Below are 26,633 nucleotides of genomic sequence, written 5' to 3'. Positions count from 1 at the left end.
GACTCGCGGACTTTCTACCTGCCTGCTGGCAGGCAGGTCTGTGATTTATTTGCTAACTTTAGTGCTTAAACACGCAACGAAGTCATATATTAGAACGTTAGCTTTAATTTGAATGAACGACATAGACAAACAGCTATTTTTAAAACATTTTATCCCGACTGAAATAGAACGGAAAAGAAAAGTTATGTTTGAAAACGGTTCTTCAATAACAACTAAATATAAATCTGAATTCAAATATTACGTGAAATATTTTCCCGGAAATTATGCGGACTATTATTCTCCTAAATTTATTTTTAAAACTGAAAATGATTTGAAAATAATCCCAATTCCAAATTTCTATACTTTTCTTTTTATTCCAATAGTCTTGGTAATTTTGAATTATTTTGAAAATGTAGAATTGGAAAATATTTGGATTATTTTAATTGCTCTCATTGGATTTGTAATAGTTTTACAATTACTTCTGATTATTCCAAGCATTATGAATATTAGAAAACGAGTAAATGAAAAACAAAAAAACTAAAGCTAACAATGTATAAAAATAATTGCTCAAATTAGGGCTTAACCAAAGGTCGTTGCAAATTTATTACGTCTGATTTTCCTGCGGAAAATCCTCGCACATAAACCCACAACTTTTTTTATACAAAAACCTTGTGCCACATTCCCCACACAAGAAAAAACCTATTAATTTCTTGAGCTAACGACAGAAGAAGGTCAGCAAAAAAGTGAATGGAAATGCTTAAATTTAAAAAAATATAATTAATTAATAATCAACAACTTAATTTGACGTTAGTCAGAATTTAATGACCAAATCTGAAATTAAAAAATATCACAAACTAATAGGATACTTGAACTTGATTTTAAGTATCTTCTATTTGATTTTTTCTCGAGAAAGTGAACTTACTGAAAGACTCTTTGCTCTGTTAGCAATTAATGTTGGATATCATATGCTATATTATTTCTTTGCTGGAATTTATAAAGGAACCAAACGGATGCGGAGCCATAACGATTTCAATAAAAGCATTGGAGGAATGATGATTGGAATGTTTGCGATATTCGGATTTCTCGCTTCGATTTTTTTGACTTATATCTTTGTTTCTGAAGCCATAACATATAATGAATATTATAGATTATTTGCCATTTGTATTCCATTTGGAATTTTACTTGGCGCATATTCTTTGTGGATAGACGTTCGGGATGAGAAAACAAGCTTTTGAACTGAACTATGGATTGGATAAATATTCTTATTGGAACTTGTTTAATGATACTTGGAATACTTTGGTTAAATTATCAAATCTCTAAAACAAGGAAATACAAAAAAGATGGATCTTATGGTCAATTATCAACACAACCAAGTCAATATATCGGAATTCTGATTTTAATATTAGGTGGAATTCTAATGATATTTAGAGCTTTATAAATAAAAAACGTGTTACAACTCCGTATATAATTGCTTCGCCAGTTCGCTGCGCTCGTGTCATTGCTAGTTATAGCCTACTTACGAATCCCGATAGCTATCGGGACTCGCGGATTTTCTACCTGCCTGCCTGCCGACAGGCAGGTCTGTAATTTATTTACTAACTTTAGTGCTTAAACACGCAACGAAATAATACATTAGATTGTTGTGCTTCATTATCAGAAACCGCTAACTAATGATAAAATTCTTTAGAAAAATTAGGCAGAAAATGCTAACTGAAAATAAATTCAGTAAATATCTTCTTTATGCAATTGGAGAAATTGTTCTTGTGGTTATTGGAATTTTAATTGCACTTCAGGTTAACAACCTGAATGAGCAAAGGAAAGCAAATGATTTTGAAGTCAAAATTCTAAAAGAAATTCGAAATAACCTCCAAACAGACCTAACAGAAATTAGAGAAGATTTAGAGTTAATGGTTGACATTAATATGGCCTGTTTAAATGTTAAAAGTCATTTACTTACTCTTGACGAACCAACCGATTCTTTATCGGTAAGTTCAGCTATTCTAAGAGTTACGCCACATTTTAACCCCATAAATAGTGCATATAATTTATTGCAATCACGTAGTGTGGGAATAATCAAAAATGACAGTTTGAGAAATTCTATTTCATATCAATATGATATATTATACCCTTATTATAAAACTTATGAGGATGAACGCGGAAGATTTCACGCCTTACATAGCGAAACACAACTATTAGAATACTTTTCAATGAATTATGATATAAATAACCCCTCAGCTTACTATGGATTTTATTTTGACATCAGTAAGGAGGATTACCAAAAATTAAAAAAAGATTCAAAATTCATTAAGCTACTAAATGCCATTGCTTTCGAAAATGGCACAATTCAATCCCGTGGAAAAAGAGTTGAAAATAGTATTCTTGAACTCATAGAAAAGATTACAATTGAATTACAAAAAAAATAACGAAAGCACAACATTGGCTATAAGTAATTGCTTGTTCTCGCCTACTTTTGAAAATCCTCACGGATTTTCAGCTTTGTGTGTACTTGCAAAGTTAATTGTTAACCCACGCAACTACTCATAGCCCAAACGTTTTAAAACATTTACCAAACCAACAAAATGAAGAAATACAAATTAAACTTTCTGACAATTTTAATTCTGATTCCAATGTTTGCGATTGGACAAATTCCTAAAGGACATTTTTTAGACGCAGACGATTCGGCTGAAAAAGGATATAAACTAAAACCTTTCAAACAGAAAAAAGAGGGAATTTATCATTATGCAATTCTGACGGAATTGCCATTTGAAAATAATTGTGAAAGCGGAATTTCGGAAAAAGAACAAATTGCTTGTGCGGAAAAAAATCTAAATGGACTGATAAGCGAAAAACTGAATTCTGAAACGGAATTTAAAGGTAACGTTTATGTTTATCTAACTGTAACTGAAAAAGCGGAAATAATAGACCTTAAAGTTAAGTCATATCCTCAATCAGATGAAATTGATATGATAATAAAGCAAGCAACAAAACAAATTAAAGTTCGACCAGCAAAGTATAAAAAGAAAGTTGTTAAATCCAGGTTATGGACAAAATTGGAATTTGAATAATCGCAATTGAAAAAAATTAAAAAAATTGTTGGGGGTTTAACAGGATTGGGATTACTGTTTATGGCAATTTTATTTCTTGCAGGAATTATTGGATTTATTTCAATGATTTGGAGTATGTTGAAATTTATAAATCAATAAAAACGTTTTATAACCCGTATATAATTTATTGCTTGGTTCTTGCCTTCTTACGAATCCCGATAGCAATAGGGACTCGCGGATTTTATTTGCTAAATTAGTTGCTGCTTGCACGTGCAACCTATCATATCGTAAAAAAAACCGTTTATATAACCAAAAAACCCAATGCACTTTGCATTGGGTTTTTCTTATGATAACATCTAAAAGGCTTATTTCCCTTCAGACAGATTTTTCATTTCATCTTCAACCATTTGGTAGAACTGGTCAATTTTCGGCATTACTATAATACGTGTACGTCTGTTTTTTGCTCTATTTTCAGCAGTATCGTTTTCTACTAATGGAACATAGTAACTACGACCAGCAGCGATTAATTGCTGAGGGTTTACTTCTAAGCTTTCTAAAACCCTAACTACAGATGTAGCACGTTTTACACTTAAATCCCAGTTATCAATTAATGGTGGTTTGTTATATGGCACATTATCGGTATGCGACTCAACCATAGCTTCAAAATCTGGCTTGCTATTGATTACTTTCGCTACTTTGCCCAGCACCTCTTTTGCTTTATTGGTGACATTGTAGTTGCCACTCTCAAATAATAATTTATCTGCAATAGAAATAAACACCACGCCTTTTTCAACATTGATATTAATATCAGGATCGTTAATACCTACTGCTTTTTTAAGACTTGTAACGATCGCTAAGGTTACACTGTCTTTACGTGTTAATGCATCTTGTAATCGCGATATTTTCAAGTTGCTTTCCTTAAGACTCTCTAAAGATGCCTCTATATTTTTAGCGCCTTGACTCGTAAGCTCGGTCATATCTTGCGAGTTTTTAATCAAAGCTTCATTACTTCTTCGCAAATCATCTAATTGCTCTTTCATGGTTTCAACACGAGCCATCGAAGCTGCCTTGTCAGATAAACAACTGTTCAATTTTACGGTTGCACTATTCAATAAATCTTGGGTTTCTTGATATTTAGTTTGAAGCGCAGCGTGTTCTTTTTTGGATACGCAAGATCCCAAAAATAACATTGAGCATACACCTAATAACATTAATTTTTTCATAATAGAGTTTTAGTTTAAATTGTTGAGTTTAACATAGCAAAATTATGTAAAAGAATAGAGCACTAGACAACGATTAACAAAAATTTTAACAGTTTTATAAACAATTAAAATGTTTTCTCATTTTTTATAAAATAAGACCATACAATAGAATCCGTTTCATAGTAACCTGAACGTTTTGGCAGTTGTTTGCGTTGTTGTAAAAGACGTGGTAAATTATAATAAAAAGAGCCATGGGCTTTAAGAATGGCAAAAAGAAATGCGGGTTTTAGCTGAAATAAAAACCGAAAGCCCGCAACACCATCGAGTAACATTCGAGACAAAATTCTAAAAATGACGTTTGAATCCGTACTCTTTAATAATGTAAACAGACTGTTTCTAAAATTAAGATACGTTTTTTTGGGATTGGCATTACTCAACGTTGCGCCACCAACATGATAGATGGTTGACGTACCAACATAGGTCGTTTTATAATTTTTGTTGAATGCTCGCCAACAGAGGTCAATCTCCTCCATATGCGCAAAATAAGATTCATCGAAACCATTTAAATCCTTAAAAACAGCATTTCTTATAAACAGACAAGCACCAGAAGCCCAAAAAATAGTTCTGATATCGTTGTATTGATCTTGGTCTTTTTCAATGGTATCGAAAATGCGTCCTCTGCAATACGGATAGCCCAATTTATCTATAAAACCACCAGCTGCGCCAGCGTACTCGAAATGGGTTTTATTCTTGTAATCTAAAATTTTAGGCTGAATGATGGCTGTAGTTATATCGGTGTTAAATTCGGAAATAATAGGTTGAAGCCAATTTTCGGTGACTTCAATATCACTATTTAGCAAACAGAGTAGGGGTTCTTCAACATGTTTAAGCGCATCGTTATAACCTTTGGCATAACCACCATTTTCAATATTTTGAATGAGTTGCACTGTCGGAAAATGTTTGGATACAAAAGCAACAGAATCGTCATTCGAAGCATTGTCTGCAACATAAATCACAGCGTCTTCTGAATATTTTAAAACAGAAGGTAGAAATTGCTCGAGCAGTGCTTTCCCATTCCAGTTTAAAATTACAACAGCAAGATCTTTGATTTGAAGCATTTAGTTAGATTTCTTAGTTAATGATAATTGTTCATTTTGACACGAATTTCACGAATTAGCACTAATGCGAACAGGATTAAAAGTTAATTTTAAGTTCTACTTAAGTCATATATTTTTAGCACTTCATTTTTTATCAGATTGTAAAATTTCTATGTTGAATAGGTCTAATACTGTTTGTCTGATAGTTAGAATTAAGTCTATATTCTTGATTCTAACAGCGAAGCGGTCTTTTTATCTCTTTTTATAATAATCTGGAACCGCTTTTAAAAACGAATAGCGTTCATTTTTCATATCCATCTCACAATAATAATGATTTAAACCATTAGTTACCATTAAATACGTGGCATTTAAGACTAAATTATAACGCGCAATTTGGTCAAAAGTGGTTTGGTCAATTTTTATATGGTGCGATTTACATTCCACAATCAAATGAATACTGCCATCCGAATTAAAAATCACAATATCATAACGTTTCTTTAAGCCGTTTATAGTCAATTCCTTTTCAACATTTATCAATGATTTTGGGAAATTTTTAGCATTGATTAAATAATGGACACAATGTTGTCTTACCCATTCTTCGGGTTGAAGAATGATGAATTTTTTCCGAATGACATCAAAAATAGAAACTTTATTTTCTGTACTTTTGAAACGGTATTCAAACTTTGGAAAGTTGAGTTCTTGTAACACTTAAATCGTTAATTTGATTCAAAGTTAAAGTAGAATATTGCAAATCACAATGTTTAAATCCCAAAATCCAATTCGAAGCGTTTACCTTATCGGTTATCTATTGGAATTTGTCTGCCTGTCGGCAGACAGGGAATTTTAAACTTGGAATTTTAAAGAATTTGGACGACGTAAAACAATTAGTTTCAGCCATAAAAAAAGGCGACATTAAACCTATTTATTTTTTAATGGGTGAGGAGTCGTATTATATTGATAAGATTTCCGATTTTATTGAAGACCATGTTCTTGAAGAAGCCGAAAAAGGGTTTAACCAAATGGTCTTGTATGGTCGTGATGTCTCCATTGACGATATTGTGAGTAATGCCAAGCGCTACCCAATGATGGCAGACCGACAAGTGGTCATTGTAAAGGAAGCTCAAGATTTGAGCAGAACCATAGAGAAATTGGCTCAGTATGCGGCCAATCCGCAACCTTCAACGGTTTTAGTCCTAAATTATAAATACAAAAAGATTGATAAACGAAAGGCGTTGTATAAAGCGATCAACAAATCGGGAGGCGTGGTTTTTGAAAGTAAAAAAATGTACGAAAACCAGGTTTCGGATTGGATTAGACGTGTTTTAGCTGGACAGAATTATAATATTTCCCCGAAAGCCGCCCAGATGTTAGTGGAATTCTTAGGAACTAATCTCAGTAAAATCGATAATGAACTCAACAAACTTAAAATCGTTTTACCTGAAGGCACCCAAATTACGCCAGATCACATAGAGGAAAATATTGGTATCAGCAAAGACTACAATAATTTTGAATTACGAAAAGCGGTAGGGCAACGAAATGTGGTAAAAGCACATCAAATCGCTAAATATTTTGCGGATAACCCAAAGGATAATCCAATGGTGGTTACCGTGGCTTTGTTGTTTAATTTTTTTTCGCAATTATTGCACCTTCATGGTATGTCTGATAAGAACCCAAGAAGTGTCGCCTCGGCTCTAAAAGTGAATCCTTATTTTGTGAATGAATATATAGAAGCTGCGAGAAATTACCCAATGAAAAAAGTGAGTTATGTTATTGGTGTGTTGCGCGACTTTGATGTAAAAAGCAAAGGCGTGGGTGCAAATGCCGTATCCCAAGGTGATTTGCTTAAAGAGTTGCTGGTTAAAATTCTAGGTTAGTTAGAAAAACATCAAATTTATTCAACAATCAATCGTTTTATATTCGAACGGTTATTTTGTGGATTTTGGATTTTAACAAGATAAATTCCTTTGGAAAGTTTTGAAATATCAATTTCTGATTTGCTCGAAGTTTTTACCAATTGTCCTGTGAGGGTATAAATTTTGGTCCAGCAATTTTCCTTATTGATTCTTAAATTATTTTGAGCTGGATTTGGGTATATAGAAATAGAAGTATCATCATAATTTTCAATAGTTAGGGTTGACGTATCAAAACGATATAGTGCTTGGGAATCTGAACCACTTTCTTCGGCAGAAACAAAATAGTCAGTCGTATTTATCGGAAAAACTCCTTCAATTTGGGTTGAATAATTTGCAGGTACTGCAACTGATGTTTTTACGATTGTTCCATTAGAAAACAGGCCAGAATGAAATCCGCCTAACTGCGTCAAAAAAGCACCATTGAAATCGTAACCGCATAGCATAATGGTGTTATCTAAATTATTAAAAGTAGCACCAGAAATTAAACCTTGACTATTTATAGTGTCTATGATTGAAATGCTATGGGTCTCAATGGTTTTAGGAAGTTCATAAATATTTGTTTGTCCGTTGAGCCAATTCTTACTAAAAATATATAATTTATTATCGAAGTGAATTAATCCTTCCGCATCATAATTAGTAGCTGTAGGACTTGGTGTAAAATCGGTTTGGTTGGCATAAGAAAAGTTAATGATCTCAGCGCTTACCGAGGTATTCGTAAAATAATCAGCTTTAGCGATGCGATAAACCTTCAAATCCGTTCGGTCGCCACGATAGTTCCCGAAGTCGCCAATGTAGATGTAAGTGTCATCATGGGTTAAATCTTCCCAATCTGTGTTTGTAGCGTTGGTTATAGTTACAGTTCTGCTAATAGCTCCTGTGGTCATATCAATTTCATGTAATTGATTGGACGCTTCAGAATCGTTGTGTGTAATCAGTGCGTTATTGAGATAAATTAGTCCTGATGTTTCGCTCAATGCTGAATTAAGACTGGTTTCTAAAGTCAGTTGTTGCGCGGAAATAGTAATTATACCAAGTAAAAAGATAAAATTCAAGATAAAACGTATCATCACTTTTGGATTTAAAGTGCTTAAATGTAATTATTTCAAACTTTTAAGAGCTAAAATAGATATAGAAGGTACTAATTTGGGTTAAAGTGGTGAGCTTTATGTTTTAATTATAGTCATAAAAAAATCCGCAATTAAAATTACGGATTAAATTTATAGTATATAAGAGCACCTGGTTTTTAAGATTTGTGTTTATTTAATTCGTCTTGTAATTGACGTCTCACTTTTTGTTCGCGCTCTAAAGCGTTTCGTCGGTGCTCTTCAAATTCGGTTTCTACTTCTTCAAGCTTGTGTTTTGCTTCACGTGTTGAAGAATTACTGCCTTTAAACTTATAGATAAAGAACAATAAAAATGCCAATAAAGCGGCAACGATAGACCACATAATAACATTGTAATTGGTCTTACTGGTCTGCATACCTAAAAGTGCCATGTTATTTTTTTCAGAGTCCGTTTGCTCCAAATTGGTCTGTGTATTTGCAAGTTTAGTTTTTAAATCTTCAATTTCCTTGACTTGATTCCCAACTACTTTTTCAGAATTCTCTAACTTTTCATAGGTTGTTTTTAATGAGTCAAGCACATGCGATTTTAAAGTTAAAAGCCAAGAGTATTTAACAGCTTCATAATTCTGTCCATTAGTGCCTTTAAAATTACCTGATTTTTTGAAAATATATTCAAACTGGCTGTCAATAGTACCACTATTTAATGATAACTTATCTTCTTCATCGTCATCGTTTGCTTGTGCGTTTACGGAATGGAAACTAAATGTAACTAAAAGAATTACAATAACTTTGGTTAAGAATTTCATCCTAGAGGTAATTTTTGGTTGTGTTAGATTAATTGGTTGCCAAGATAATAATTTTATGAGTATTTCATAGACATTTACCAAACAAATAGCCTCATAATATTATGAGGCATTTTATATACGATAGAAATTCTATTTTAGATGTTGATGGTGCTTAAATGTGAAATATTTGTAATATCGTCTGCGTCTAATGTATATTGGTACAAACCGTTTTGGCCAATTAAGACTAAAATGCCATTGTTAATAATGACATCAAAGCTGTTCACATCGATAGACGTTACTAATTGGGAATCCGTTGGATCAGAGACATCAAAAACCTTAACTTCATTGTCGCAAACAAATAAATAGTCGTTGTAAAGCCCTATACCTATCGGTCTGGTTAAATTTCTTGATGAAACCAATACAGGGTTGGTAACCTCTGTAATATCATAAATCTCTAAAACATTAATATTGGTACCACAACCAATATTGGTATGTAAGGTTACAAAAGCATGCGTATCATTAGCTACAACAGGATCACAGGCCGTAAAATGTTGCACATCTGAAACATAAGCTGGTTCTTCGGCATTGTCTATATTATAAATGAACATTCCATTTCTAGAACCTATATATAAGTAGTTTTCATAATTAAAAAGTGTTTCAATATTAAAACCTATGGACACTGTATTGACTTGTACAGGTTGCTCTCGGTTTACAATGCTAAATACATTAAGGTTGGTGTCATCCACAACATAGAGATAATCTGAATAGAGCGCGAAGCGTGCAAGTGAACCACCTTGACCATTTTCTGTAAATGAAGCGTCATTGGTGCCATCAGAATCACAGTTGACTAAAAACAATACCATAACTAAAATTAAATATATCTTTCTCATAGCGTTTAGTTTATTAGTTCCCAATTAACAATGATATCATCCTGTTCTAAATTGTAGTAAGACATGCCTTCTGGCGACCAAATCTGTGGAAAAACATTCTCTAAACGTTTGGTGATGGTCAATGTTTCGGAAGTGTCATCTATGGTCACGGCAATTAAATCCGTAGCATTATTAATATAAATCACATCTTCTTTAATACTTAAATCTGAAGACCCCAAAACTTTAATAAACCCAATATTTTGTGGGTTTGAGGGGTTTGAATTATTGATAAGATGAAAACCTTCATTCACTTCATTGATAAAAATATAATCGTCCTTAACATATATTTTTCCTGAATTTTCAATAGCTCTTGGTGTGCTTTCAAGAGTTGTAGTGGTTTCAAACACGGATCGTTTCATAATTACAGGTTCATAATTTGAAACCATTGGAAAATCATCATCGTTTCCATCACCCCAAAAAGGAACACAGCTATGAATTAGTACGGTGGATGTCATAAAGAGAAATAGAAAGGATTTTTTCATGTGAAAGGGTGAATTGGTTTTAGTTACCCAATAGATGCAGAAGTATTGAAATGGTTGCGTGCAAAACAAAAAAAATCTTGCCGTTAGACAAGATTCTTAATTTTCATTTTTCAAAATGCTCTAGTAATAAGCATAGCGTCTTACCTTAGAAATATACTTTGCCAAACGAATCACTTGGTGGCTATAACCATATTCGTTATCATACCATATATAGAGTATAACGTTTTTTCCGTCTTTTCTAACAATAGTTGCTTTGCTATCATAAATAGAAGGTGCGGAGCTACCGACAATATCACTCGATACGAGTTCGTCACTCATTTCGTATTTAATCTGTTCCACCAAGTCGCCTTCGAGTGCATACTTTTTCATAATGGTATTCATGCTCTCTACAGAAGTTTCATTTTCTAATTCCAAATTAAGTATGGCCAATGAACCGTTTGGTACCGGAACTCGAATAGCATTTGACGTCAATTTACCTTCAAGCGATGGCAACGCTTTACTTACGGCTTGTCCTGCACCTGTCTCTGTAATGACCATGTTTAAGCCAGCAGCACGACCACGTCTGTATTTATTATGGAAATTATCTACTAAATTTTGGTCATTGGTATAAGCATGAATGGTTTCTAAATGTCCGGTTTTTATGCCAAAAGAATCCTCAACGGCCTTCAATATTGGAGTAATGGCATTTGTGGTGCAAGATGCTGCTGAGAATATTTTAACCTTATCCGGATCGTGCTCTTTTTGGTTAACGCCATGTACAATATTAGGAACACCTTTGCCTGGTGCTGTAAGTAAAACTTTGTCAACACCCTTAGATTTTAAGTGTCTGCCCAAAGCGTCTTTATCTCTAAAAGCTCCAGTATTATCAATAACTAACGCATTAGTTATGCCATATTTTGTGTAATCAATGTCTTCTGGTGCATTTGCCGAAATGATATTTACCGTGGTTCCATTGATAATTAAAGCTGAGTTTTTTAAATCGGTACTGACCATACCAGAAAAATCGCCATGTACAGAATCATTTCTCAATAATGAGGCGCGTTTTTCTAAAACCGTTTCATTAATTTCCCCTCTGGTGACTATGGCTCTTAATCGTAATTGTGTCCCTTTTCCCGTACGTGTCATTAACTCACGTGCTACCAAACGACCAATTCTACCAAAACCATATAGGATAACATCTTTAGGTTCAATGGTTTTGTTGTTTTTTGCATTACCTAATTTATCCGCAACAAAAGCGGTGGCATTGCCGTATTTCTGGTCTTCTAAATGAAACTCATAGGTTAGTTTTCCGATATCCAGTTTAGCAGGAGGTAAGGTTAGCGCACTAATGGCTTGAGCAATTTCAACCGAATCGAATATAGAAATTGGTTTCTGAACAAATTCGCCAGCATATTCATGCAAATTCAAAATCTCGCTCACATTTCTATCTATAAGTTGATTTCTGAATAAAACCAGTTCGATTGACTTATCATACCATAAGTCGCTCACAATTTTTATAAATTCTACCGTCGCCCTTCGACGGTCTGCCTGAAACGCTAACTCTTTTTCGTAAGTGTCATTAAAACCCATATGTTGTTTAATTTATAGTGGTTATATTTTGCGAAAATACTATATTTCAAACGTTTTCGTAGTACATTTTGTCGAAAATAAAAACCCTTCAAAGAATATTACTTTGAAGGGTTAATTGGGTATGTGAATGCGTTGTTTTTATCTAAAGTTAAAAACTACTTTTTCCCCATCTGTGTTTATCACTTCAATTTGAAGCGGTTCATTATACTGTCTTGTTTTAATAGCACTTTGAGCATCGTCAATGGAATATAATTTTTTGCCATTGATTTTTGTGATGATGCTACCTTCTTCAACGCCATTCTTGTTCCAAGAGAGCTTATTCGATTTATCCAACTTTGAAATTTTTACACCATATTCAGTATTGAAACGTTTCAAGTCTTTGTCCGCTGCATTTTTAATTAAACCTATCGTTGGCAACATATAGCTTGAAGGTTTCAATAAGGTAACGGGTACGATTTCTTCGTCTCCATCTCTTAGTAAAGTGACGTTCACCACATCATCTGGACTTTTGGTTTTTAAATATCCTGTTAAATCCGAAAACTTATTGATATCAACATTATCAACTTTCTTAATAATGTCTCCAGATTGAATGCCTGCTTCTTCTGCGCCAGTATCTTCTTGCACTTCACTTACATAAAATCCTTCTGTTGTTTCTGTGCCTAATTCTTCTGCTGCTTTACTATTTAAAGCACCACCAACAACACCAAGAATGCCATTTTGCACATTACCATACTCCATAATATCGTTCACAATTTTCCGAGCAATATTACTTGGAACAGCAAATGAATACCCAATATAAGAACCAGTTTGAGAAGATATTGCTGTATTAATCCCAATTAAATCACCATTGGTATTTACCAATGCACCACCAGAATTTCCAGGGTTGACAGCAGCATCTGTTTGTATAAATGATTGGGAATGGTTACCAGATAAATCTCTAGATTTTGCACTAATAATACCTGCAGTAACCGTAGAATTCAAGTTAAACGGATTTCCAACAGCTAAAACCCATTCTCCGATTTTCGCATTATCAGAATCGCCAAAGGCCATAAATGGCAGGTCGTCGTCAGTATCTATTTTCAATAATGCGATGTCAGTAGTTTCATCTGTACCAATCAGCTCAGCACTGTATGATTTATTATCGTTTAGCGTGATACTGATTTCATTGGCATTTTTTATCACGTGGTTATTGGTCACTATATAACCTGTTGGCGAAATTATGACGCCGCTACCAGTACCAACTTGCGCACGTTGTGAGCTACGACCGTAAAACAAGTCGCGCATGGATGTTGGTCCAGTTAAAATTGCCGTATTTTTTACGTGTACTACAGCATCCAAGGATTTCTCTGCAGCATCTACAAAATTTGGAGCCATAACAGAATTACTGGTAACTGAATTATTTGTAGGAACAAAAACAGGAAAGTCAGACGACTGTTCAACCGCTAATGGTTGTGATTCATTTTCAATAAAAAGTTTGTAACCTCCCAAAGTCAATAAACCACCTAGAACTGAAACAAAAACTAAAGTTAGGATCTTCTTCATATTTTATTTGATTTAAGTATTACTATTCATTTTTACTAACGATTAAAATTAGAAATTTATTGATTTCAATTTTATATTTAACGACTTTTTAACGTCAACTTTAACGACCGTTTAACAAGTCGTTTTACCACCTAATATTCTTATATTTGCCTTTAATTATGAAAATGACATTTTATAAATATCAAGGAACAGGTAACGATTTTATTATCGTAGATAACCGTTTGCAGATTATAAACAAAAATGATACCAAACGTATTGAGCAGCTATGCGACCGAAGATTTGGCATAGGAGCGGATGGCTTTATTTTGCTGGAAAATGACGATAATACAGCTTTTAAAATGATCTATTACAACGCGGATGGTAATCAAAGCAGCATGTGTGGTAATGGAGGAAGGTGCATCGTTGCTTTTGCCAACTTTTTAGGGATTATTAAGGATGAAGCCGAATTTATGGCCATTGATGGATTGCATAAAGCAAAGATTGAAAACGAAACCGTTCATTTGCAAATGCAAGATGTTTCTGATATTCAAACCTTCGACAATCATCAGTTTTTAGATACAGGTTCGCCACATCATGTGGAAATGGTTTCAGATATAGCTGATTATAATGTGAAAGCTAAAGGTTCGGAAATTAGATACGGCCAACCTTATAATGCCGTTGGTAGTAATGTGAATTTTGTAGAACAACTAACAACGGATAATTTTGCTGTGAGAACTTATGAAAGAGGCGTGGAAGATGAAACGTTTTCTTGCGGAACAGGAGTTACAGCTGTGGCTTTAGCCATGCACAATAGTGGAAAAACGGAGAACACTTCGGTTAATTTGAAAACACCAGGAGGTCAACTTAGAGTAAGCTTTGATAGTAATGATAATGGTTATCACAATATCTGGTTGATTGGACCAGCAGTACAAGTATTTAAAGGCGATATAGAATGGTAAGCCTAAAAGGAGAACAAATTTATTTAAGAGCTTTGGAACCTGAGGATTTAGAGTTCGTTTATGGCATTGAGAATGACACAGCACTTTGGCACTTAAGCGATACCCAAACACCATATTCTAGATTTTTAATTAAGCAATATCTCGAAAATGCGCAACAGGATATTTTTGAAGCGAAACAACTACGTTTGGCAATTTGTAATTCAAAAAATGAAACGATTGGTTTAATTGATGTGTTTGATTTCGATATTAAAAATAAGCGTGCAGGTATCGGAATATTGATTCAAGATGAAGGCAATCGGAATCTTGGTTATGGTAAAGAAGCCTTAAATTTATTGATAAACTACTGTTTTCAAACCTTGCATTTACATCAAGTTTATGCTAATATTTCAGAAGATAATTTAGCCAGTTTAAATTTGTTCGAAGCTAATGGTTTCAAAAAAATAGGATTAAAAAAAGAGTGGCGTTTCAATGGAAAGAACTTCACAAATGAATATCTATTACAACGAATTAACGATTAACTATGTACATTAAAAAAATTCTATGGGCAGTTGCTCTCATTGGTTTGGTGGTTTGTGGCGTGTTTGCCTATTACATATATAATGCGATGTTTGCTCCAAACACAACATTCAATAATGAAGTTGCCTACATTTATGTGCCAACCAATGCCGATTATGCAGAAGTCCGTTCACAATTAGAACCACTATTAGAAGATATTGATGCGTTTGATGCTTTGGCCAATCAAAAAAAATATACGACCAATATAAAAGCGGGCCGTTTTGCCATTTCTAAAGGCATGAACAATAATGACATCATCAACTCCATCCGAAGTAAAAATCTTCCGTTGAAAATTGCGTTCAATAATCAGCATAATTTAGCAGATTTAGCAGGACGAATAAGTACACAGATTGAAGCCGATAGTTTGCAATTGTTAACGGCAATGACAGATGACAAGTTTTTATCTAAAAACGGTTTCAACAAAGCAACAGCTTTAGGGATGTATTTGCCAAATAGTTATGAGTTTTTCTGGAATACCTCTGCGGAAACCTTTAGGGATAGAATGTTAACAGAGTACAACCGATTCTGGACCGATAACAGAAAAGCCAAAGCTAAAAAACTGAATTTAACCCCAAATGAAGTTATAACCTTAGCATCAATTGTACACGAAGAATCCAAGCAAGCCGATGAGCAGCCAAGAGTCGCTGGCGTCTATCTCAATAGATTGCGAATAGGTATGCCTCTACAAGCCGACCCAACATTGAAGTTTGCGGCTTATCAATTGCCTTTATATAAAAACACCATTATAAGGCGTGTTTTAAATGTACATAAAAGCATCGATTCCCCATACAATACTTATAAAAACACAGGATTACCTCCAGGACTAATAGCCATGCCAGATTTATCGGCAATTAAGGCGGTTTTAAATCCTGAAAAACATAGCTATCTTTACTTTGCTGCCGATGCCAAACGCTTAGGTTACCACAAATTTGCTAAAACATTAGGTCAGCATAATAATAACGCAAGGGCATATCAAAGGTATTTGTCTTCTCAAGGGATTAATAAATAAGGTGTGATGCGGGTTTTATGCCATACCGTTTTGTTCTTATTGGCTAGTACCTCGTTGTTTTCACAATCTAAATTCAACTCATTTTTAAAGCCTAGTGATTCACTAAATCTATCGCGCAGAAATACGGTTGTTATTACGCAGACAGCTTTAGCTTCAACAACATTGATTGGGCTCAATCAATTATGGTATGCCGATTATCCGCGTTCCAATTTTAAAACCTTGAACGATAGTGGCGAGTGGTTGCAAATGGATAAAATGGGTCATGTGTTTTCGTCCTATCAATTAGGAAGGTTGGGAGCGAACACCTTAAATTGGGCAGGAGTAGGTAAAAAAGACCAGTTACTTTATGGAGCTACTTTAGGATTTGGATTTCTCACAATCGTTGAAATTATGGACGGTTTTTCTGAAGAATGGGGTTTTTCTTGGAGCGATATGGCAGCAAATGCCGCAGGAACAGGATTGTATGTTGGTCAAGAATTACTATGGAATGAACAACGTATGGTATTGAAATATTCATTTCATAGGACTCAATATGCAAAACAGCGTCCCAATAAATTAGGCAATGGATTTTCTGAGGAATTTCTAAAAGATTATAATGGGCAAACCTATTGGTTGAGTGCCAATATCAATTCGTTTTTAAGAACAGAAACAATTCCCAATTGGTTGAATGTCGCTTTCGGTTATGGCGCAGAGGGCATGTTAACAGGAGAAGCAAATGACCCTCTGTTTTTAAACCAGAATAGAAGACGTCAATTTTACTTAAGTTTAGATGTCGATTTAACACGGATTAAAACAAATTCTAATGTTTTGAAAACCATTTTCGATGTTTTTAACGCGATAAAGGTGCCTTTTCCTGCTTTGGAACTAAATAATAAGGGCCATGTAAAATGGCATTATATCTACTTTTAAAGAGGTTTTTAAACACTTAACCGACTGATTTTCAATTATTACAAAAATGTCGTATATTTGCACGCGAATTTTGTAAGATAGTTTGGGGAAACGTTTTACAGTAAAAATTTAGCTGTTATGACTATAAATAGCGTTAAGAATTTTATCATGCCATTTACAATTTGTTTGCTTGCTGCATTAGCATTGTATCCAAATCCGTCTCTTGATCCTGAGACTTATTCTACAGAAGGATTAGAACTCAATTACAACATTTCTGAAGAATTAGCTATGGTTGGTCAAGACCATACTTTTAAGCAGAGCTTGTTTACACCACATTTAGGAAAATCTTTTGAAGGCTTTAAGGAAGCTTTAGCGTTTAAGGAATCTAGAGGTGATTATTTTACAGTTAATACTTTAGGTTATTTAGGTAAATACCAGTTTGGTGCTGAGACCTTAAAATTAATTGGGATTTATACGCCGAATCAGTTTTTATACAATCCAGAATTGCAAGAAAAAGCGTTTGTTGCCAATGCGAAACGAAATAAATGGGTTCTTAGAAAAGATATTAAACGCTTTGAAGGGAAACAGATTGGTGGCGTAAAAGTAACTGAATCTGGTATTTTAGCGGCCGCTCACTTGGCAGGTCCTGGAAATGTAAAAAAGTTTCTACGCAGTTATGGCGGCAATAATCTTTCTGATGCCTACGGTTCTTCCGTTAAGTTTTATATGAAAAAGTTTTCGGGATATGATACGTCTATGATTACTCCTGATAAGAAAGCAAGGGTTACTTTATAAATTCGAAAATCCAAAAAGTCAAATTGACTATTTCAATCGTAAATGGTGCTTGTTGTGCGTTTCTAAGATCTATCAGTCTTTTTGAATAATAAAAATAGCAGGTCGCTTGTGCAGGTCTTCTTTATTATGTTTCCAGTCGTTTGCGGTTTTGGTTTTAATGAATTCTGTTGGTAAAGTTAAATCACAAGCCACACAAATTCGCGTATTTGGATGAAGCGAATTGACTAAATCTTCAAGCATCTTCATGTTTCTATATGGTGTTTCAATAAAAATTTGAGCTTGATTGTGTTCAGAAGATAAACGTTCCAAACTTTTTAATTTCGACTTTCTTTCATTTTTATCAATTGGCAAATACCCATTAAATGTAAAACTTTGCCCATTCATACCAGAACCCATTAAGGCGAGTAGAATGGAAGAAGGGCCAACCATCGGTACTACTTGAATGTCCATGTGGTGCGCTAAACTTACAATGTCGGCTCCAGGATCAGCAATAGCAGGACAGCCAGCTTCTGAGAGCAAACCAATTGAGATACCTTCTAAACAAACATTCAAATAGGTATTGCGCTCGGCTTCAGTAGTATATTTATTTAATACTTGAAGCTTTAACGACGGTTGTGATTTACCAGATGATATTCGTTTTATAAAGCGACGTGCTGTTTTTTCATTTTCTACGATGTAATAATTGAGATCCTCAATGATTTTTTTAATTGAAATAGGTAATACTTCAAGAGGTGGATTATCACCTAATCGTGTTGGTATAAGATATAATTTTCCTTTTGGGCTGCTCATTAATTTATAACCAGTTTATGTGTGCTTTGTATTCCGTTTTCAGTATTGATTTTTAAAACATAAATACCATTAGAGAGTTGGGAAGTGTTTACTTTTTGAATGATTTTGCCAGTGTGTTGAACCCTTTTTATGGTTTTACCTTGTATGTCGTAGATTGTTATTTTTGTTGAATTATCGATGCCATTAGTTGAGCCAAAATTAATATTCAAGATGTCTTTTGTCGGATTTGGATAAATCGATATTGAGGATAATAAATCATCTTCAATACTTAAAGTAGTATCGGTAAGTTGGTAAATATTGCCCGAATCCAAATCTGCTACATAAATTTCTCCGTTGATATCTTCACCAAAGGCGGTCCATTGGCCGGAAAAATCTTCAAATGTTCTATCCCAATTTCCTGTAGCATCATTAAATTCTAAAAAAGCGATTTCACCACTACAGATATCTGCAAAGAAATACAGACCATCAAAGTTAGGATACATTGCCCCTCTATATCTATAACCTCCAGTAATTGAGCATTTTGGTGCCCCATCACTGAAATGGGCATAACCACTAACTGGATAGGTGTAAGCACTTGGGTCAGTGCAGTCATCTAGGTTGTAAGGACCATTGCCCTCATAACATCTCCAACCATAATTTAGTCCAGTAGCTGCTTCGGTCGGAGAGACCATATTAATTTCTTCATAGGCGTTTTGACCAACGTCTGCAATCCACATGTCGTCAGTTAGTCGATCGAAAGAAAATTTCCAAGGATTTCTTAAGCCATAGGCAAAAATCTCCGGACTTACATCGGAATCACCAACAAAAGGATTACTCGATGGAATACTGTAATTTTCATTTGCTGTGGTGGCATCAATATCTATTCTAAGAATTTTGCCTAATAGGTTTAAGGTATTTTGTCCGTTATCATCTGGATCTCCACCAGAGCCACCATCGCCCGAAGAAATATATAAATAGCCATCAGAACCAAATGCTAAATCGCCACCATTATGATTGCTGTAAGGTTGCGTATAGGATAAGATTGGCAGTTCTGAATTAGGGTCTGCTAGTAAAGGATTAGCAGTATCTCTAGTAAATCTAGAAATTTCAGTATTTCCAGAGTTGTTGATGTAGTTTACAAAAAAGTAACCATTTGCAGCGTAGTTAGGATGAAAAGCCAAACCTAAAAGGCCTCGCTCATTTCCAGTATTTATAACAAGATTGTCAATGTCCAAGAAAGGCGTACTTTCAACCGTACCATCCGCATTAATGATCTTTATTAAACCATCTTGTTCTACGATATAAAGCTTATCATCACCAGCATGCTTAATACTTACAGGTCGATTAAAACCAGAGGCATGGAGCTCTAGATCCAAATCTTGTGCGTAGCTAAAAGGAATGAATAAAAATATAATTAACAGTAATAGTATGTAAGTTTTCATTGCAAATTAATAAAGGATTAGGCACTAATTTACAAAAAAAGACCTTTATATTAAGAGATATTTTCTGCTTTAGTTTTTGTGGCCCTTTAAATCTTCTGCCAATATGGAGCAAGTCTCCTCAACAAGATTGTAAACGTATTCAAAATCACTTTGCTCACCATGATAAGGGTCTGGCATATTTTTGTTCTGGATGGATGTATTGGCTTCAAGGAATAATTTCACTTTACTGATATCATTGTTATTTCTAGCTAGACTGATGATGTCAGTATAGTTTGATTGATCCATAGCATAGATATAATCAAAGGTATCAAAATCTGAAACTTTAAATTGTCTTGCGGATTGTGTGCTAATATCCAAACCATACTTTTTAGCTACTGAAATAGAGCGTTTGTCTGGAGTGTTTCCTAAATGGTAAGCACCTGTGCCTGCGGAATCGACATAAAAATGAGTTTCAGGAAGTTTAGATTGCAAAATACCGTGAGCTAAAGGCGAACGGCAAATATTCCCTAAACATACCATTAAGATACGTGTCATAATAAACGGTAATTAAAGTGCTAACTTTTTGGATAGATCTTCAACATACTTTCTGAATTGCTTATCTGTTGAAGATAAGTTGTCAACGGTTTTACAAGCATGTAATACAGTAGCATGGTCGCGTTGCCCAATTTGAGAACCAATACTCGCCAAGGATGCTTTGGTGTATTTTTTAGCAAAGAACATGGCCAATTGACGTGCCTGTACAATATGACGTTTTCTTGTTTTGGATTGAAGTGTATTCACATCCATTTGAAAATAATCTGAAACCACTTTCTGAATGTAGTCTATAGATACTTCACGTTTCGTGTTTTTAACAAACTTCTCTACGATATCTTTTGCAAGATTGATAGTGATTTCTTTTTTATTGAAAGACGATTGCGCAATTAATGAAATAATGGCACCTTCCAGTTCCCTAACATTGGTTTTAATATGTTTAGCCACATATTCTATAATGTCTTCTGGCATTTCAACACCATCTCTATATAATTTGTTCTTTAAAATAGAAACTCTAGTTTCAAAATCTGGGGTTTGCAATTCAGCAGAAAGTCCCCATTTAAAACGTGATAACAAGCGCTGTTCAATATCCTGCATATCCACAGGCGCTTTGTCACTCGTTAAAATAACTTGTTTTCCGTTTTGGTGCAAATGGTTGAAAATATGGAAGAAAACATCTTGCGTTCCTGTTTTACCAGATAAGAACTGTACATCATCAATAATTAGTACATCTATAATTTGATAGAAGTGAATAAAATCATTTCTGTTGTTCTTTTTTACAGAATCAATATATTGTTGGGTGAATTTCTCCGCTGAAATATATAGTACTGTTTTTTCAGGATATTTGTCTTTTATATCCACACCAATAGCATGCGCCAAATGCGTTTTTCCTAAACCAACGCCTCCAAAAATTAATAAGGGATTAAAAGACGTTCCTCCAGGTTTATTCGCGACAGCGATTCCTGCGTTTCTGGCCAGTCGGTTAGAGTCTCCCTCAAGGAAGTTCTCAAAACTGTAACTTGGGTTGAGTTGAGATTCAATCTTAACATTTCTGATGCCAGGAATTATAAAAGGATTTTTTAATTCAGGACTTTTATTGTTAAAGGGTACATCAACATCTTGCGATTTTACGGCAGAACGATTTGAACTTGGAATCTTCTCTGTAAAAGGTTGTTTGTTGCCATAGGTGTTTTCCATTTTAATAACGTACACCAATTTAGCATCTGTACCTAACTCTTTAGTTAGTGAAACCTTCAAGATTTTTACATAATGCTCTTCTAGCCACTCATAGAAAAATTTACTAGGTACTTGGATACTTAAAGCATTACCGGAGAGCTTCACTGCATCTATAGGTTCAAACCAAGTTTTGTAGGCTTGTGGTTGTATATTATCTTTTATAAAAGCGAGACAATTACTCCATACAGATTGCGCTGTGATCTCCATTCGTTAAGTTAAATTTTTCGTTGTTAGTTCGATTAGCAAAAAAAAAGAGAAAAGGGATTCTCTTGTAGTTTTCAACAGGACAAATATGTGAACAAAATTCTTAAAAAAAAAATCTTATTTCATAGAATCTTTAGATTTTTTTCCTCATGTTTAAAACATCTGAAAATTACAAAATTATATCTAAACAAACGTATATAAATGAAATTTAACGAAACAAAAATAAGAGTTCGCTATGGCGAGACAGACCAGATGGGAGTTGTGTATCACGCTAATTACGCGGTGTATTTCGAGGTGGGTAGAACTGAGTGGTTACGGGAGTTTGGACTTAGTTACAGTGGGATGGAAGCCAACGGTATTATGCTTCCAGTAATTTCGCTGGCGATAAACTACAAAAATTCAGCACGTTATGATGATGTGCTTAAAGTAAAAACCACACTCAAAAAGATGCCAACTGCTTCGATAGAATTTGAGTATGAATTACATAATCAATCTGATGTTTTATTGGCAACTGGAAGCACAATTTTAGCTTTTATTGATGTAAAGAAGAATAGGCCTACGAGATGTCCAAAATATCTTTTAGACCAACTGCAAAAATATTCGTTATAATTCTTTGATGTCAACACCGAAAAATTGATCGAACATATCAAATACTTTAGAACTGTGGCTTTTTCTGACAGATATTTCTAACAAGCAATTTAATTCTAAAGTTTGATTAATGATTTCAACGTCGTTTTCTTTCAATAATCGCATAACTTTGCTCATATTCTTATATTCAAATTTGAGCTGATAGTCTCTTTTGATTGTTCGTTCTACAATTTTGGAAGCTTCCATGGCTAATTGTGCTCCTGTTCTGTACGCATTTATTAATCCTCCGACGCCTAATTTTACACCGCCATAATAACGAATCACAACAATTAAGATATTGGTTACTTCAAAAGATTGGATCTGTCCGTAAATTGGCATTCCTGCAGAGTTATTAGGTTCGCCGTCATCATTTGCTCTATAGTGAATGGTTTCTGTTCCAATCTGGTAGGCATAACACCAATGTCTGGCAGCATAATGTTCTTTTTTTAATTCTTCTAGGTGTTGTTTAATTTGCTCTTCGTTGGTTACAGGAAATGCAAAACCATAGAATTTGCTGTTTTTGTCCTTAAACAATTCGCCTTGCGCTGGTTTTGTAATTGTTTTATAAATATCGTTTTCTATCATATTATAAACTGTTGGTACGATTTCAACAAAAATACAATTATAGAAATCGCTAATTTTTTAAATGTATGAATTATGCACTGTTGATAATAACAAATACTTCATTAACCATCAATAATCTAGGAGGTTTCAAACCTATTTTGGTTGTTGCATTTAACATAAATTATTTTATTTATAATTTATGTTAATTATATTTGAAGAAAAAAAAAGAGTTATGAAAAAGATAGTATGTCTATTAATCGCCTTTGCTTTTAATGTTATTACAGCACAAGAAACTATAGGCTTGATTTATAATGATATTAATGAGTCTAAGTCAGAGGGTTATACCTTATTTAATCCAGGATCGGATGACAGGGTTTTTCTCATAAATAATTGTGGGGAGGTTTTTAATGAATGGACCTTTTCTGGTCAAACCAGTAGACAGGCTTACTTACTAGAAAACGGAAACTTATTACAAAGTAGTGGAACTCATGCTGATTTAAGAGATTGGAGCAACAATATAATTTGGAGTCTTGATTTAATGGCAGTATTTGGTTTTAGGGCTCATCATGATATCGAACCATTGCCAAATGGAAATTTTTTAATATTAGTTAGAGATGGTTATACTAATATTGAGATGTTCGCAGAAGGCCTAGATACCTCATACCTTAATGATACTTTAGTACTTGAAAGAATTATAGAAATCGAACCTGTTGGGATAGATTCTGCTAACATAGTATGGGAATGGAAACTTTTTGATCATCTAGTACAGGAATTTGATAGTACTAAACCTAATTATGGGATAGTCGCAAATAATCCCCAGTTGTTAGATTTGAATTATGAAGATGGGCATGGCTCGAATCCCATACACGCAAATGCGATTGATTATAACGAAGAATTAGATCAAATTGCGGTTTCTGCGAGACATCTCTGCGAAGTATTTGTAATAGATCATAGTACAACAACGGCTCAAGCAGCATCTCACACTGGCGGAATTTATGGAAAAGGTGGTGATTTTCTTTGGCGATGGGGAAATCCAGAAGTTTATGGCAAAGGTACAAGCGCTGATAAAAAATTGGGCAAACAGCATGATATAAAATGGATTACTGAAGGTCCTCATCAGGGTAAAATGTCAGTATTTAGTAATGATGGTTATGGAAATGATGTTACAGCGTCATCTGTTCATATAATTGACCAAAACGATACCAATGGCGTTTACAGTTTAAGTTCAGGAAAATTTTTACCAGACACTTATTTTTGGTCATGGAGTGGTACAATATTGGATGAAGTGATGCATGCTGGTGCGCAATGTGGTGTACAAATTATGTCTAATGGTAATGCATTAATCAATGAATCTGATATAGGGAGAATATCAGAAATAGATATGCAAGGCAATGTAATTTGGGTTTATAAAATTCCGGTAGGTGCAGGAAATACGTTCAATCAATTTGAAATGCCCATCGGAAATGGAGCATTCAGAGCTAATCGATATTCAGAAGATTATAGCGGTTTTGATGGTGTAACCTTTAATAATACAGGAATTATTGAAGATATTAATTCTATTTCTGATAATTGTGTTGAACTTTTATCTCTCGATAATTCTTATTTTAGCAATTTACAGGTTTATCCAAATCCTACTAAAGACATTTTGAATTTTGATTTTAACAAACGTATAGATCTTATTGAGGTTTACGATTTGTCTGGAAAAACTGTTTTAAGTAAAGTTGATTCTGAATTTATCAATTTAGAAAATTTGGTAAATGGTCTGTACATCATTAAAATTTCTACTCATGGAAAATCTGAGTTTTTTAAGATAATGAAGAATTAATTTTTTCGATAGCATGAGTGGCAAAAGACTCAATAAAACATGTTGTGGTTAAACAAATCCAATTGTATTGGTTTTAAAATCCTTTTGTAAATATCGTTTTCCATTATGATAATGTGACTAATAGAATTGAAATTAGAGCCAAGACAATACCAATCCAGTTCATTTTAGAAATTTTTTCTTTAAACAGCACTAATCCAATTAATGTCGAAAGTGCCAAAATCCCAATATGATTAATGGTAAATAAGGTTGAGCTTTCTGTGTTTTCAACGCGTAAGGCCATCAGCAAAAAATGGATAGATCCATAGTTTACAATACCTAAAACGATTCCAAAAGGAATAACGTTTAGTTTATAAGGGCTTTTAGATTTAAGTGCTTTTCCCGTAGAAAGAATTACACCAATTATTGCAGCCATAGCAAAAATAGTAGCAGAGAATAGAGGAATGTTATCATTTGGCGCAAAATAATTTATCGATGTGTCTATAATACCTGAACCCAAAAACAGAATAATAGGTAGGTAAATGGATTGCGTTAGTACTATATTTCCTTTTTGTTTTACGGAGGTTAAATAAACAGCAACTAAGGCAATGACAATTCCCAAGATTTTTTGAAAACTAACACTTTCATTAAATACTATAATACCAAAAACAATAGGGATAATAACGCTCATTTTACTGGCAACGGACGCGACTGAAAGCCCGTTTTTCTGTGCCGTTAAAGCCATGACATTAAATATGGCAATAAACAAAAAGCCAAGCATTATGGCTGCCACAAACCAATCCGACTGTATGATTTCTGAAGGAACAATCTTGCCTTTATAAAGTAGGTAGCCACAAAAGCAAGCTGTAAAATAATTGACAACAATAGCGTGTAAGGTGTTGATGTTATATTTTTTCAACAACTTAAATACTACAAAAATGGCTGTAGAGGATAGAATACTAATGAGTAAATAAATCAAAAGAGCTCTTTTTTGGTTTCAAATAGTGTGACTACATCTTCTGAGGTTTCATCAATATTCCAAGTGTGGAAACCCATGGCGTCAGCAGTATCCGTATTGGCCTTGGTGTCATCAATAAAAAGACATTCATTGGCGATAAGGTTATTTTCTTTTAGCACAAATTCAAAAATGTCCCTATTTGGTTTTCTAAGGTTAATTTCTTGGGACAAATAAAACACATCAAAACAATCTTGAAATTCATTAAAAAATGGAATTTTCTGCTTTATGAAATCAATGTGCATATTATTGGTATTGCTCAATAACATGAGTTTATAATCCTTTTGAAGTGCTAAGTTTTTAATGAATTCAAATCTATGTTCTGGAAAATCTTTAAGGATATAATTCCAAGCCTCAATAATATCGGTTTCTCTCAGGTCTGAAAATTTAGCGTTATAAAATTGAATGAATTCTGAAGTTGAAATCTTTCCAACCTCATATAGTTCATTAGTTTTTATCATATCCGCTTCAAAAGTTTCAAGTTGAAATAATTCCAAAGCGTTTTTCATCGCACCTTGTTTATCCAAGTTGATAAACACATCGCCAAAATCGAAAATCAGTGTTTTAATCATATTCATTTCCCAAGAAATTGGGAGTCTCATTTTTTTAGTTAGTTATATAAGCTTTAGAAACCTGCTAGGCTTTTTAAAGCAG

General features: G+C 34.0%; 28 protein-coding genes. 12 read left to right on the top strand and 16 right to left on the bottom strand.

The window, feature by feature from the left end:
* The first annotated feature begins 112 nt into the window (after window positions 1–112).
* The 4 genes from HM987_RS10340 (at window position 113) to HM987_RS10325 (ending at window position 3,044) form a co-directional block, all read left to right on the top strand.
* Window positions 113–520 (top strand): hypothetical protein, encoded by a 408-nt coding sequence (locus HM987_RS10340; protein ID WP_179007805.1) that lies wholly within the window; start codon window positions 113–115, stop codon window positions 518–520.
* 280 nt (window positions 521–800) lie between these two features.
* Window positions 801–1,214, top strand: coding sequence for a hypothetical protein (locus HM987_RS10335; protein WP_179007803.1), 414 nt, complete (start codon window positions 801–803; stop codon window positions 1,212–1,214).
* 435 nt (window positions 1,215–1,649) lie between these two features.
* Window positions 1,650–2,402, top strand: a complete 753-nt coding sequence (locus HM987_RS10330) for a DUF6090 family protein (protein ID WP_179007801.1) — start codon at window positions 1,650–1,652, stop codon at window positions 2,400–2,402.
* 156 nt (window positions 2,403–2,558) lie between these two features.
* Window positions 2,559–3,044, top strand: coding sequence for a hypothetical protein (locus HM987_RS10325; RefSeq protein ID WP_179007799.1), 486 nt, complete (start codon window positions 2,559–2,561; stop codon window positions 3,042–3,044).
* 344 nt (window positions 3,045–3,388) lie between these two features.
* Here HM987_RS10325 and HM987_RS10320 read toward each other — a convergent pair whose 3' ends face one another.
* The 3 genes from HM987_RS10320 to HM987_RS10310 form a co-directional block, all read right to left on the bottom strand.
* Entirely contained in the window at window positions 3,389–4,246 is an 858-nt protein-coding gene (locus HM987_RS10320) for an OmpA/MotB family protein (RefSeq protein ID WP_179007797.1), read from the bottom strand.
* Window positions 4,247–4,350: 104 nt separating this feature from the next.
* Window positions 4,351–5,343: a glycosyltransferase family 2 protein gene (locus tag HM987_RS10315; RefSeq protein ID WP_179007795.1), complete on the bottom strand. Its 993-nt coding sequence runs from the start codon at window positions 5,341–5,343 to the stop codon at window positions 4,351–4,353.
* Window positions 5,344–5,574: 231 nt separating this feature from the next.
* Window positions 5,575–6,030: a type I restriction enzyme HsdR N-terminal domain-containing protein gene (locus tag HM987_RS10310; protein ID WP_179007793.1), complete on the bottom strand. Its 456-nt coding sequence runs from the start codon at window positions 6,028–6,030 to the stop codon at window positions 5,575–5,577.
* A gap of 158 nt (window positions 6,031–6,188) precedes the next feature.
* On the opposite strand from HM987_RS10310, the gene holA reads away from it, so the two are divergent.
* Complete coding sequence (gene holA, locus HM987_RS10305; protein WP_179007791.1) at window positions 6,189–7,196, top strand: DNA polymerase III subunit delta; 1,008 nt, start codon at window positions 6,189–6,191, stop codon at window positions 7,194–7,196.
* Between the two features lie 17 nt (window positions 7,197–7,213).
* On the opposite strand, the gene HM987_RS10300 is transcribed toward holA, so the two are convergent.
* The 6 genes from HM987_RS10300 to HM987_RS10275 form a co-directional block, all read right to left on the bottom strand.
* Window positions 7,214–8,302, bottom strand: a complete 1,089-nt coding sequence (locus tag HM987_RS10300; RefSeq protein ID WP_179007790.1) for a T9SS type A sorting domain-containing protein — start codon at window positions 8,300–8,302, stop codon at window positions 7,214–7,216.
* 176 nt (window positions 8,303–8,478) lie between these two features.
* Complete coding sequence (locus HM987_RS10295; RefSeq protein ID WP_179007787.1) at window positions 8,479–9,105, bottom strand: tRNA (guanine-N1)-methyltransferase; 627 nt, start codon at window positions 9,103–9,105, stop codon at window positions 8,479–8,481.
* A 134-nt stretch (window positions 9,106–9,239) separates the two neighbouring features.
* Window positions 9,240–9,974 (bottom strand): LVIVD repeat-containing protein, encoded by a 735-nt coding sequence (locus HM987_RS10290; RefSeq protein WP_179007785.1) that lies wholly within the window; start codon window positions 9,972–9,974, stop codon window positions 9,240–9,242.
* Window positions 9,975–9,979: 5 nt separating this feature from the next.
* On the bottom strand, window positions 9,980–10,468 hold the full coding sequence (locus tag HM987_RS10285; protein WP_179007783.1) for a hypothetical protein: 489 nt from the start codon (window positions 10,466–10,468) through the stop codon (window positions 9,980–9,982).
* Between the two features lie 147 nt (window positions 10,469–10,615).
* A complete protein-coding gene (locus HM987_RS10280) occupies window positions 10,616–12,064 on the bottom strand; it encodes a glyceraldehyde-3-phosphate dehydrogenase (RefSeq protein WP_179007781.1) in 1,449 nt (482 codons plus the stop codon).
* A 138-nt stretch (window positions 12,065–12,202) separates the two neighbouring features.
* Window positions 12,203–13,606, bottom strand: coding sequence for a trypsin-like peptidase domain-containing protein (locus tag HM987_RS10275; RefSeq protein ID WP_179007779.1), 1,404 nt, complete (start codon window positions 13,604–13,606; stop codon window positions 12,203–12,205).
* Between the two features lie 158 nt (window positions 13,607–13,764).
* On the opposite strand from HM987_RS10275, the gene dapF reads away from it, so the two are divergent.
* The 5 genes from dapF to HM987_RS10250 all read left to right on the top strand — a co-directional run bounded on the left by dapF (window position 13,765) and on the right by HM987_RS10250 (window position 17,791).
* A complete protein-coding gene (gene dapF, locus HM987_RS10270) occupies window positions 13,765–14,544 on the top strand; it encodes a diaminopimelate epimerase (RefSeq protein ID WP_179007777.1) in 780 nt (259 codons plus the stop codon).
* Window positions 14,538–15,062, top strand: coding sequence for a GNAT family N-acetyltransferase (locus tag HM987_RS10265; RefSeq protein WP_179007775.1), 525 nt, complete (start codon window positions 14,538–14,540; stop codon window positions 15,060–15,062). Before dapF ends, HM987_RS10265 begins: the two co-directional genes overlap by 7 nt.
* 2 nt (window positions 15,063–15,064) lie before the next feature.
* A complete protein-coding gene (gene mltG, locus HM987_RS10260) occupies window positions 15,065–16,108 on the top strand; it encodes an endolytic transglycosylase MltG (RefSeq protein ID WP_179007773.1) in 1,044 nt (347 codons plus the stop codon).
* 6 nt (window positions 16,109–16,114) lie between these two features.
* On the top strand, window positions 16,115–17,017 hold the full coding sequence (locus tag HM987_RS10255; protein ID WP_179009995.1) for a DUF2279 domain-containing protein: 903 nt from the start codon (window positions 16,115–16,117) through the stop codon (window positions 17,015–17,017).
* A 147-nt stretch (window positions 17,018–17,164) separates the two neighbouring features.
* A complete protein-coding gene (locus HM987_RS10250; RefSeq protein WP_229724371.1) occupies window positions 17,165–17,791 on the top strand; it encodes a peptidoglycan-binding protein LysM in 627 nt (208 codons plus the stop codon).
* Between the two features lie 72 nt (window positions 17,792–17,863).
* Here HM987_RS10250 and HM987_RS10245 read toward each other — a convergent pair whose 3' ends face one another.
* The 4 genes from HM987_RS10245 to dnaA all read right to left on the bottom strand — a co-directional run bounded on the left by HM987_RS10245 (window position 17,864) and on the right by dnaA (window position 21,975).
* Window positions 17,864–18,580: an SAM-dependent methyltransferase gene (locus tag HM987_RS10245; protein WP_179007769.1), complete on the bottom strand. Its 717-nt coding sequence runs from the start codon at window positions 18,578–18,580 to the stop codon at window positions 17,864–17,866.
* Entirely contained in the window at window positions 18,580–20,001 is a 1,422-nt protein-coding gene (locus HM987_RS10240; RefSeq protein WP_179007767.1) for a PQQ-dependent sugar dehydrogenase, read from the bottom strand. Before HM987_RS10240 ends, HM987_RS10245 begins: the two co-directional genes overlap by 1 nt.
* 69 nt (window positions 20,002–20,070) lie before the next feature.
* Entirely contained in the window at window positions 20,071–20,535 is a 465-nt protein-coding gene (locus HM987_RS10235; RefSeq protein ID WP_179007765.1) for a low molecular weight protein-tyrosine-phosphatase, read from the bottom strand.
* A gap of 12 nt (window positions 20,536–20,547) precedes the next feature.
* A complete protein-coding gene (gene dnaA, locus HM987_RS10230; RefSeq protein WP_179007763.1) occupies window positions 20,548–21,975 on the bottom strand; it encodes a chromosomal replication initiator protein DnaA in 1,428 nt (475 codons plus the stop codon).
* Window positions 21,976–22,173: 198 nt separating this feature from the next.
* Here dnaA and HM987_RS10225 point away from each other — a divergent pair, with 198 nt between their 5' ends.
* On the top strand, window positions 22,174–22,581 hold the full coding sequence (locus tag HM987_RS10225; RefSeq protein WP_179007761.1) for an acyl-CoA thioesterase: 408 nt from the start codon (window positions 22,174–22,176) through the stop codon (window positions 22,579–22,581).
* On the opposite strand, the gene HM987_RS10220 is transcribed toward HM987_RS10225, so the two are convergent.
* Window positions 22,576–23,184, bottom strand: coding sequence for an IMPACT family protein (locus HM987_RS10220; protein WP_179007759.1), 609 nt, complete (start codon window positions 23,182–23,184; stop codon window positions 22,576–22,578). The two genes, HM987_RS10225 and HM987_RS10220, sit on opposite strands and share 6 nt — an antisense overlap.
* Window positions 23,185–23,395: 211 nt before the next feature.
* Here HM987_RS10220 and HM987_RS10215 point away from each other — a divergent pair, with 211 nt between their 5' ends.
* On the top strand, window positions 23,396–24,988 hold the full coding sequence (locus HM987_RS10215; protein WP_179007757.1) for an aryl-sulfate sulfotransferase: 1,593 nt from the start codon (window positions 23,396–23,398) through the stop codon (window positions 24,986–24,988).
* 103 nt (window positions 24,989–25,091) lie between these two features.
* Here the strand turns inward: HM987_RS10215 and HM987_RS10210 are convergent, their stop codons facing one another.
* Complete coding sequence (locus HM987_RS10210; RefSeq protein WP_179007756.1) at window positions 25,092–25,943, bottom strand: DMT family transporter; 852 nt, start codon at window positions 25,941–25,943, stop codon at window positions 25,092–25,094.
* On the bottom strand, window positions 25,940–26,581 hold the full coding sequence (locus HM987_RS10205; protein ID WP_229724369.1) for an HAD family hydrolase: 642 nt from the start codon (window positions 26,579–26,581) through the stop codon (window positions 25,940–25,942). Before HM987_RS10205 ends, HM987_RS10210 begins: the two co-directional genes overlap by 4 nt.
* Between the last annotated feature and the right edge of the window lie 52 nt (window positions 26,582–26,633).

This window comes from Winogradskyella forsetii (genome assembly GCF_013394595.1).
GTDB lineage: Bacteria > Bacteroidota > Bacteroidia > Flavobacteriales > Flavobacteriaceae > Winogradskyella > Winogradskyella forsetii.
Note: the sequence above shows the minus strand (reverse complement) of the source record. Positions and strands in the feature narration are given on the sequence as shown.

Bases quoted from the DNA above. Each gene is read 5' to 3' on its own strand.
- HM987_RS10340 (WP_179007805.1), top strand. From the start codon at position 113: ATGAACGACATAGACAAACAGCTATTTTTAAAACATTTTATCCCGACT.
- HM987_RS10335 (WP_179007803.1), top strand. From the start codon at position 801: ATGACCAAATCTGAAATTAAAAAATATCACAAACTAATAGGATACTTG.
- HM987_RS10330 (WP_179007801.1), top strand. From the start codon at position 1,650: ATGATAAAATTCTTTAGAAAAATTAGGCAGAAAATGCTAACTGAAAAT.
- HM987_RS10325 (WP_179007799.1), top strand. From the start codon at position 2,559: ATGAAGAAATACAAATTAAACTTTCTGACAATTTTAATTCTGATTCCA.
- HM987_RS10320 (WP_179007797.1), bottom strand. From the start codon at position 4,246: ATGAAAAAATTAATGTTATTAGGTGTATGCTCAATGTTATTTTTGGGA.
- HM987_RS10315 (WP_179007795.1), bottom strand. From the start codon at position 5,343: ATGCTTCAAATCAAAGATCTTGCTGTTGTAATTTTAAACTGGAATGGG.
- HM987_RS10300 (WP_179007790.1), bottom strand. From the start codon at position 8,302: ATGATACGTTTTATCTTGAATTTTATCTTTTTACTTGGTATAATTACT.
- HM987_RS10295 (WP_179007787.1), bottom strand. From the start codon at position 9,105: ATGAAATTCTTAACCAAAGTTATTGTAATTCTTTTAGTTACATTTAGT.
- HM987_RS10290 (WP_179007785.1), bottom strand. From the start codon at position 9,974: ATGAGAAAGATATATTTAATTTTAGTTATGGTATTGTTTTTAGTCAAC.
- HM987_RS10285 (WP_179007783.1), bottom strand. From the start codon at position 10,468: ATGACATCCACCGTACTAATTCATAGCTGTGTTCCTTTTTGGGGTGAT.
- HM987_RS10280 (WP_179007781.1), bottom strand. From the start codon at position 12,064: ATGGGTTTTAATGACACTTACGAAAAAGAGTTAGCGTTTCAGGCAGAC.
- HM987_RS10275 (WP_179007779.1), bottom strand. From the start codon at position 13,606: ATGAAGAAGATCCTAACTTTAGTTTTTGTTTCAGTTCTAGGTGGTTTA.
- dapF (WP_179007777.1), top strand. From the start codon at position 13,765: ATGAAAATGACATTTTATAAATATCAAGGAACAGGTAACGATTTTATT.
- HM987_RS10265 (WP_179007775.1), top strand. From the start codon at position 14,538: ATGGTAAGCCTAAAAGGAGAACAAATTTATTTAAGAGCTTTGGAACCT.
- mltG (WP_179007773.1), top strand. From the start codon at position 15,065: ATGTACATTAAAAAAATTCTATGGGCAGTTGCTCTCATTGGTTTGGTG.
- HM987_RS10255 (WP_179009995.1), top strand. From the start codon at position 16,115: ATGCGGGTTTTATGCCATACCGTTTTGTTCTTATTGGCTAGTACCTCG.
- HM987_RS10250 (WP_229724371.1), top strand. From the start codon at position 17,165: ATGCCATTTACAATTTGTTTGCTTGCTGCATTAGCATTGTATCCAAAT.
- HM987_RS10245 (WP_179007769.1), bottom strand. From the start codon at position 18,580: ATGAGCAGCCCAAAAGGAAAATTATATCTTATACCAACACGATTAGGT.
- HM987_RS10240 (WP_179007767.1), bottom strand. From the start codon at position 20,001: ATGAAAACTTACATACTATTACTGTTAATTATATTTTTATTCATTCCT.
- HM987_RS10235 (WP_179007765.1), bottom strand. From the start codon at position 20,535: ATGACACGTATCTTAATGGTATGTTTAGGGAATATTTGCCGTTCGCCT.
- dnaA (WP_179007763.1), bottom strand. From the start codon at position 21,975: ATGGAGATCACAGCGCAATCTGTATGGAGTAATTGTCTCGCTTTTATA.
- HM987_RS10225 (WP_179007761.1), top strand. From the start codon at position 22,174: ATGAAATTTAACGAAACAAAAATAAGAGTTCGCTATGGCGAGACAGAC.
- HM987_RS10220 (WP_179007759.1), bottom strand. From the start codon at position 23,184: ATGATAGAAAACGATATTTATAAAACAATTACAAAACCAGCGCAAGGC.
- HM987_RS10215 (WP_179007757.1), top strand. From the start codon at position 23,396: ATGAAAAAGATAGTATGTCTATTAATCGCCTTTGCTTTTAATGTTATT.
- HM987_RS10205 (WP_229724369.1), bottom strand. From the start codon at position 26,581: ATGAGACTCCCAATTTCTTGGGAAATGAATATGATTAAAACACTGATT.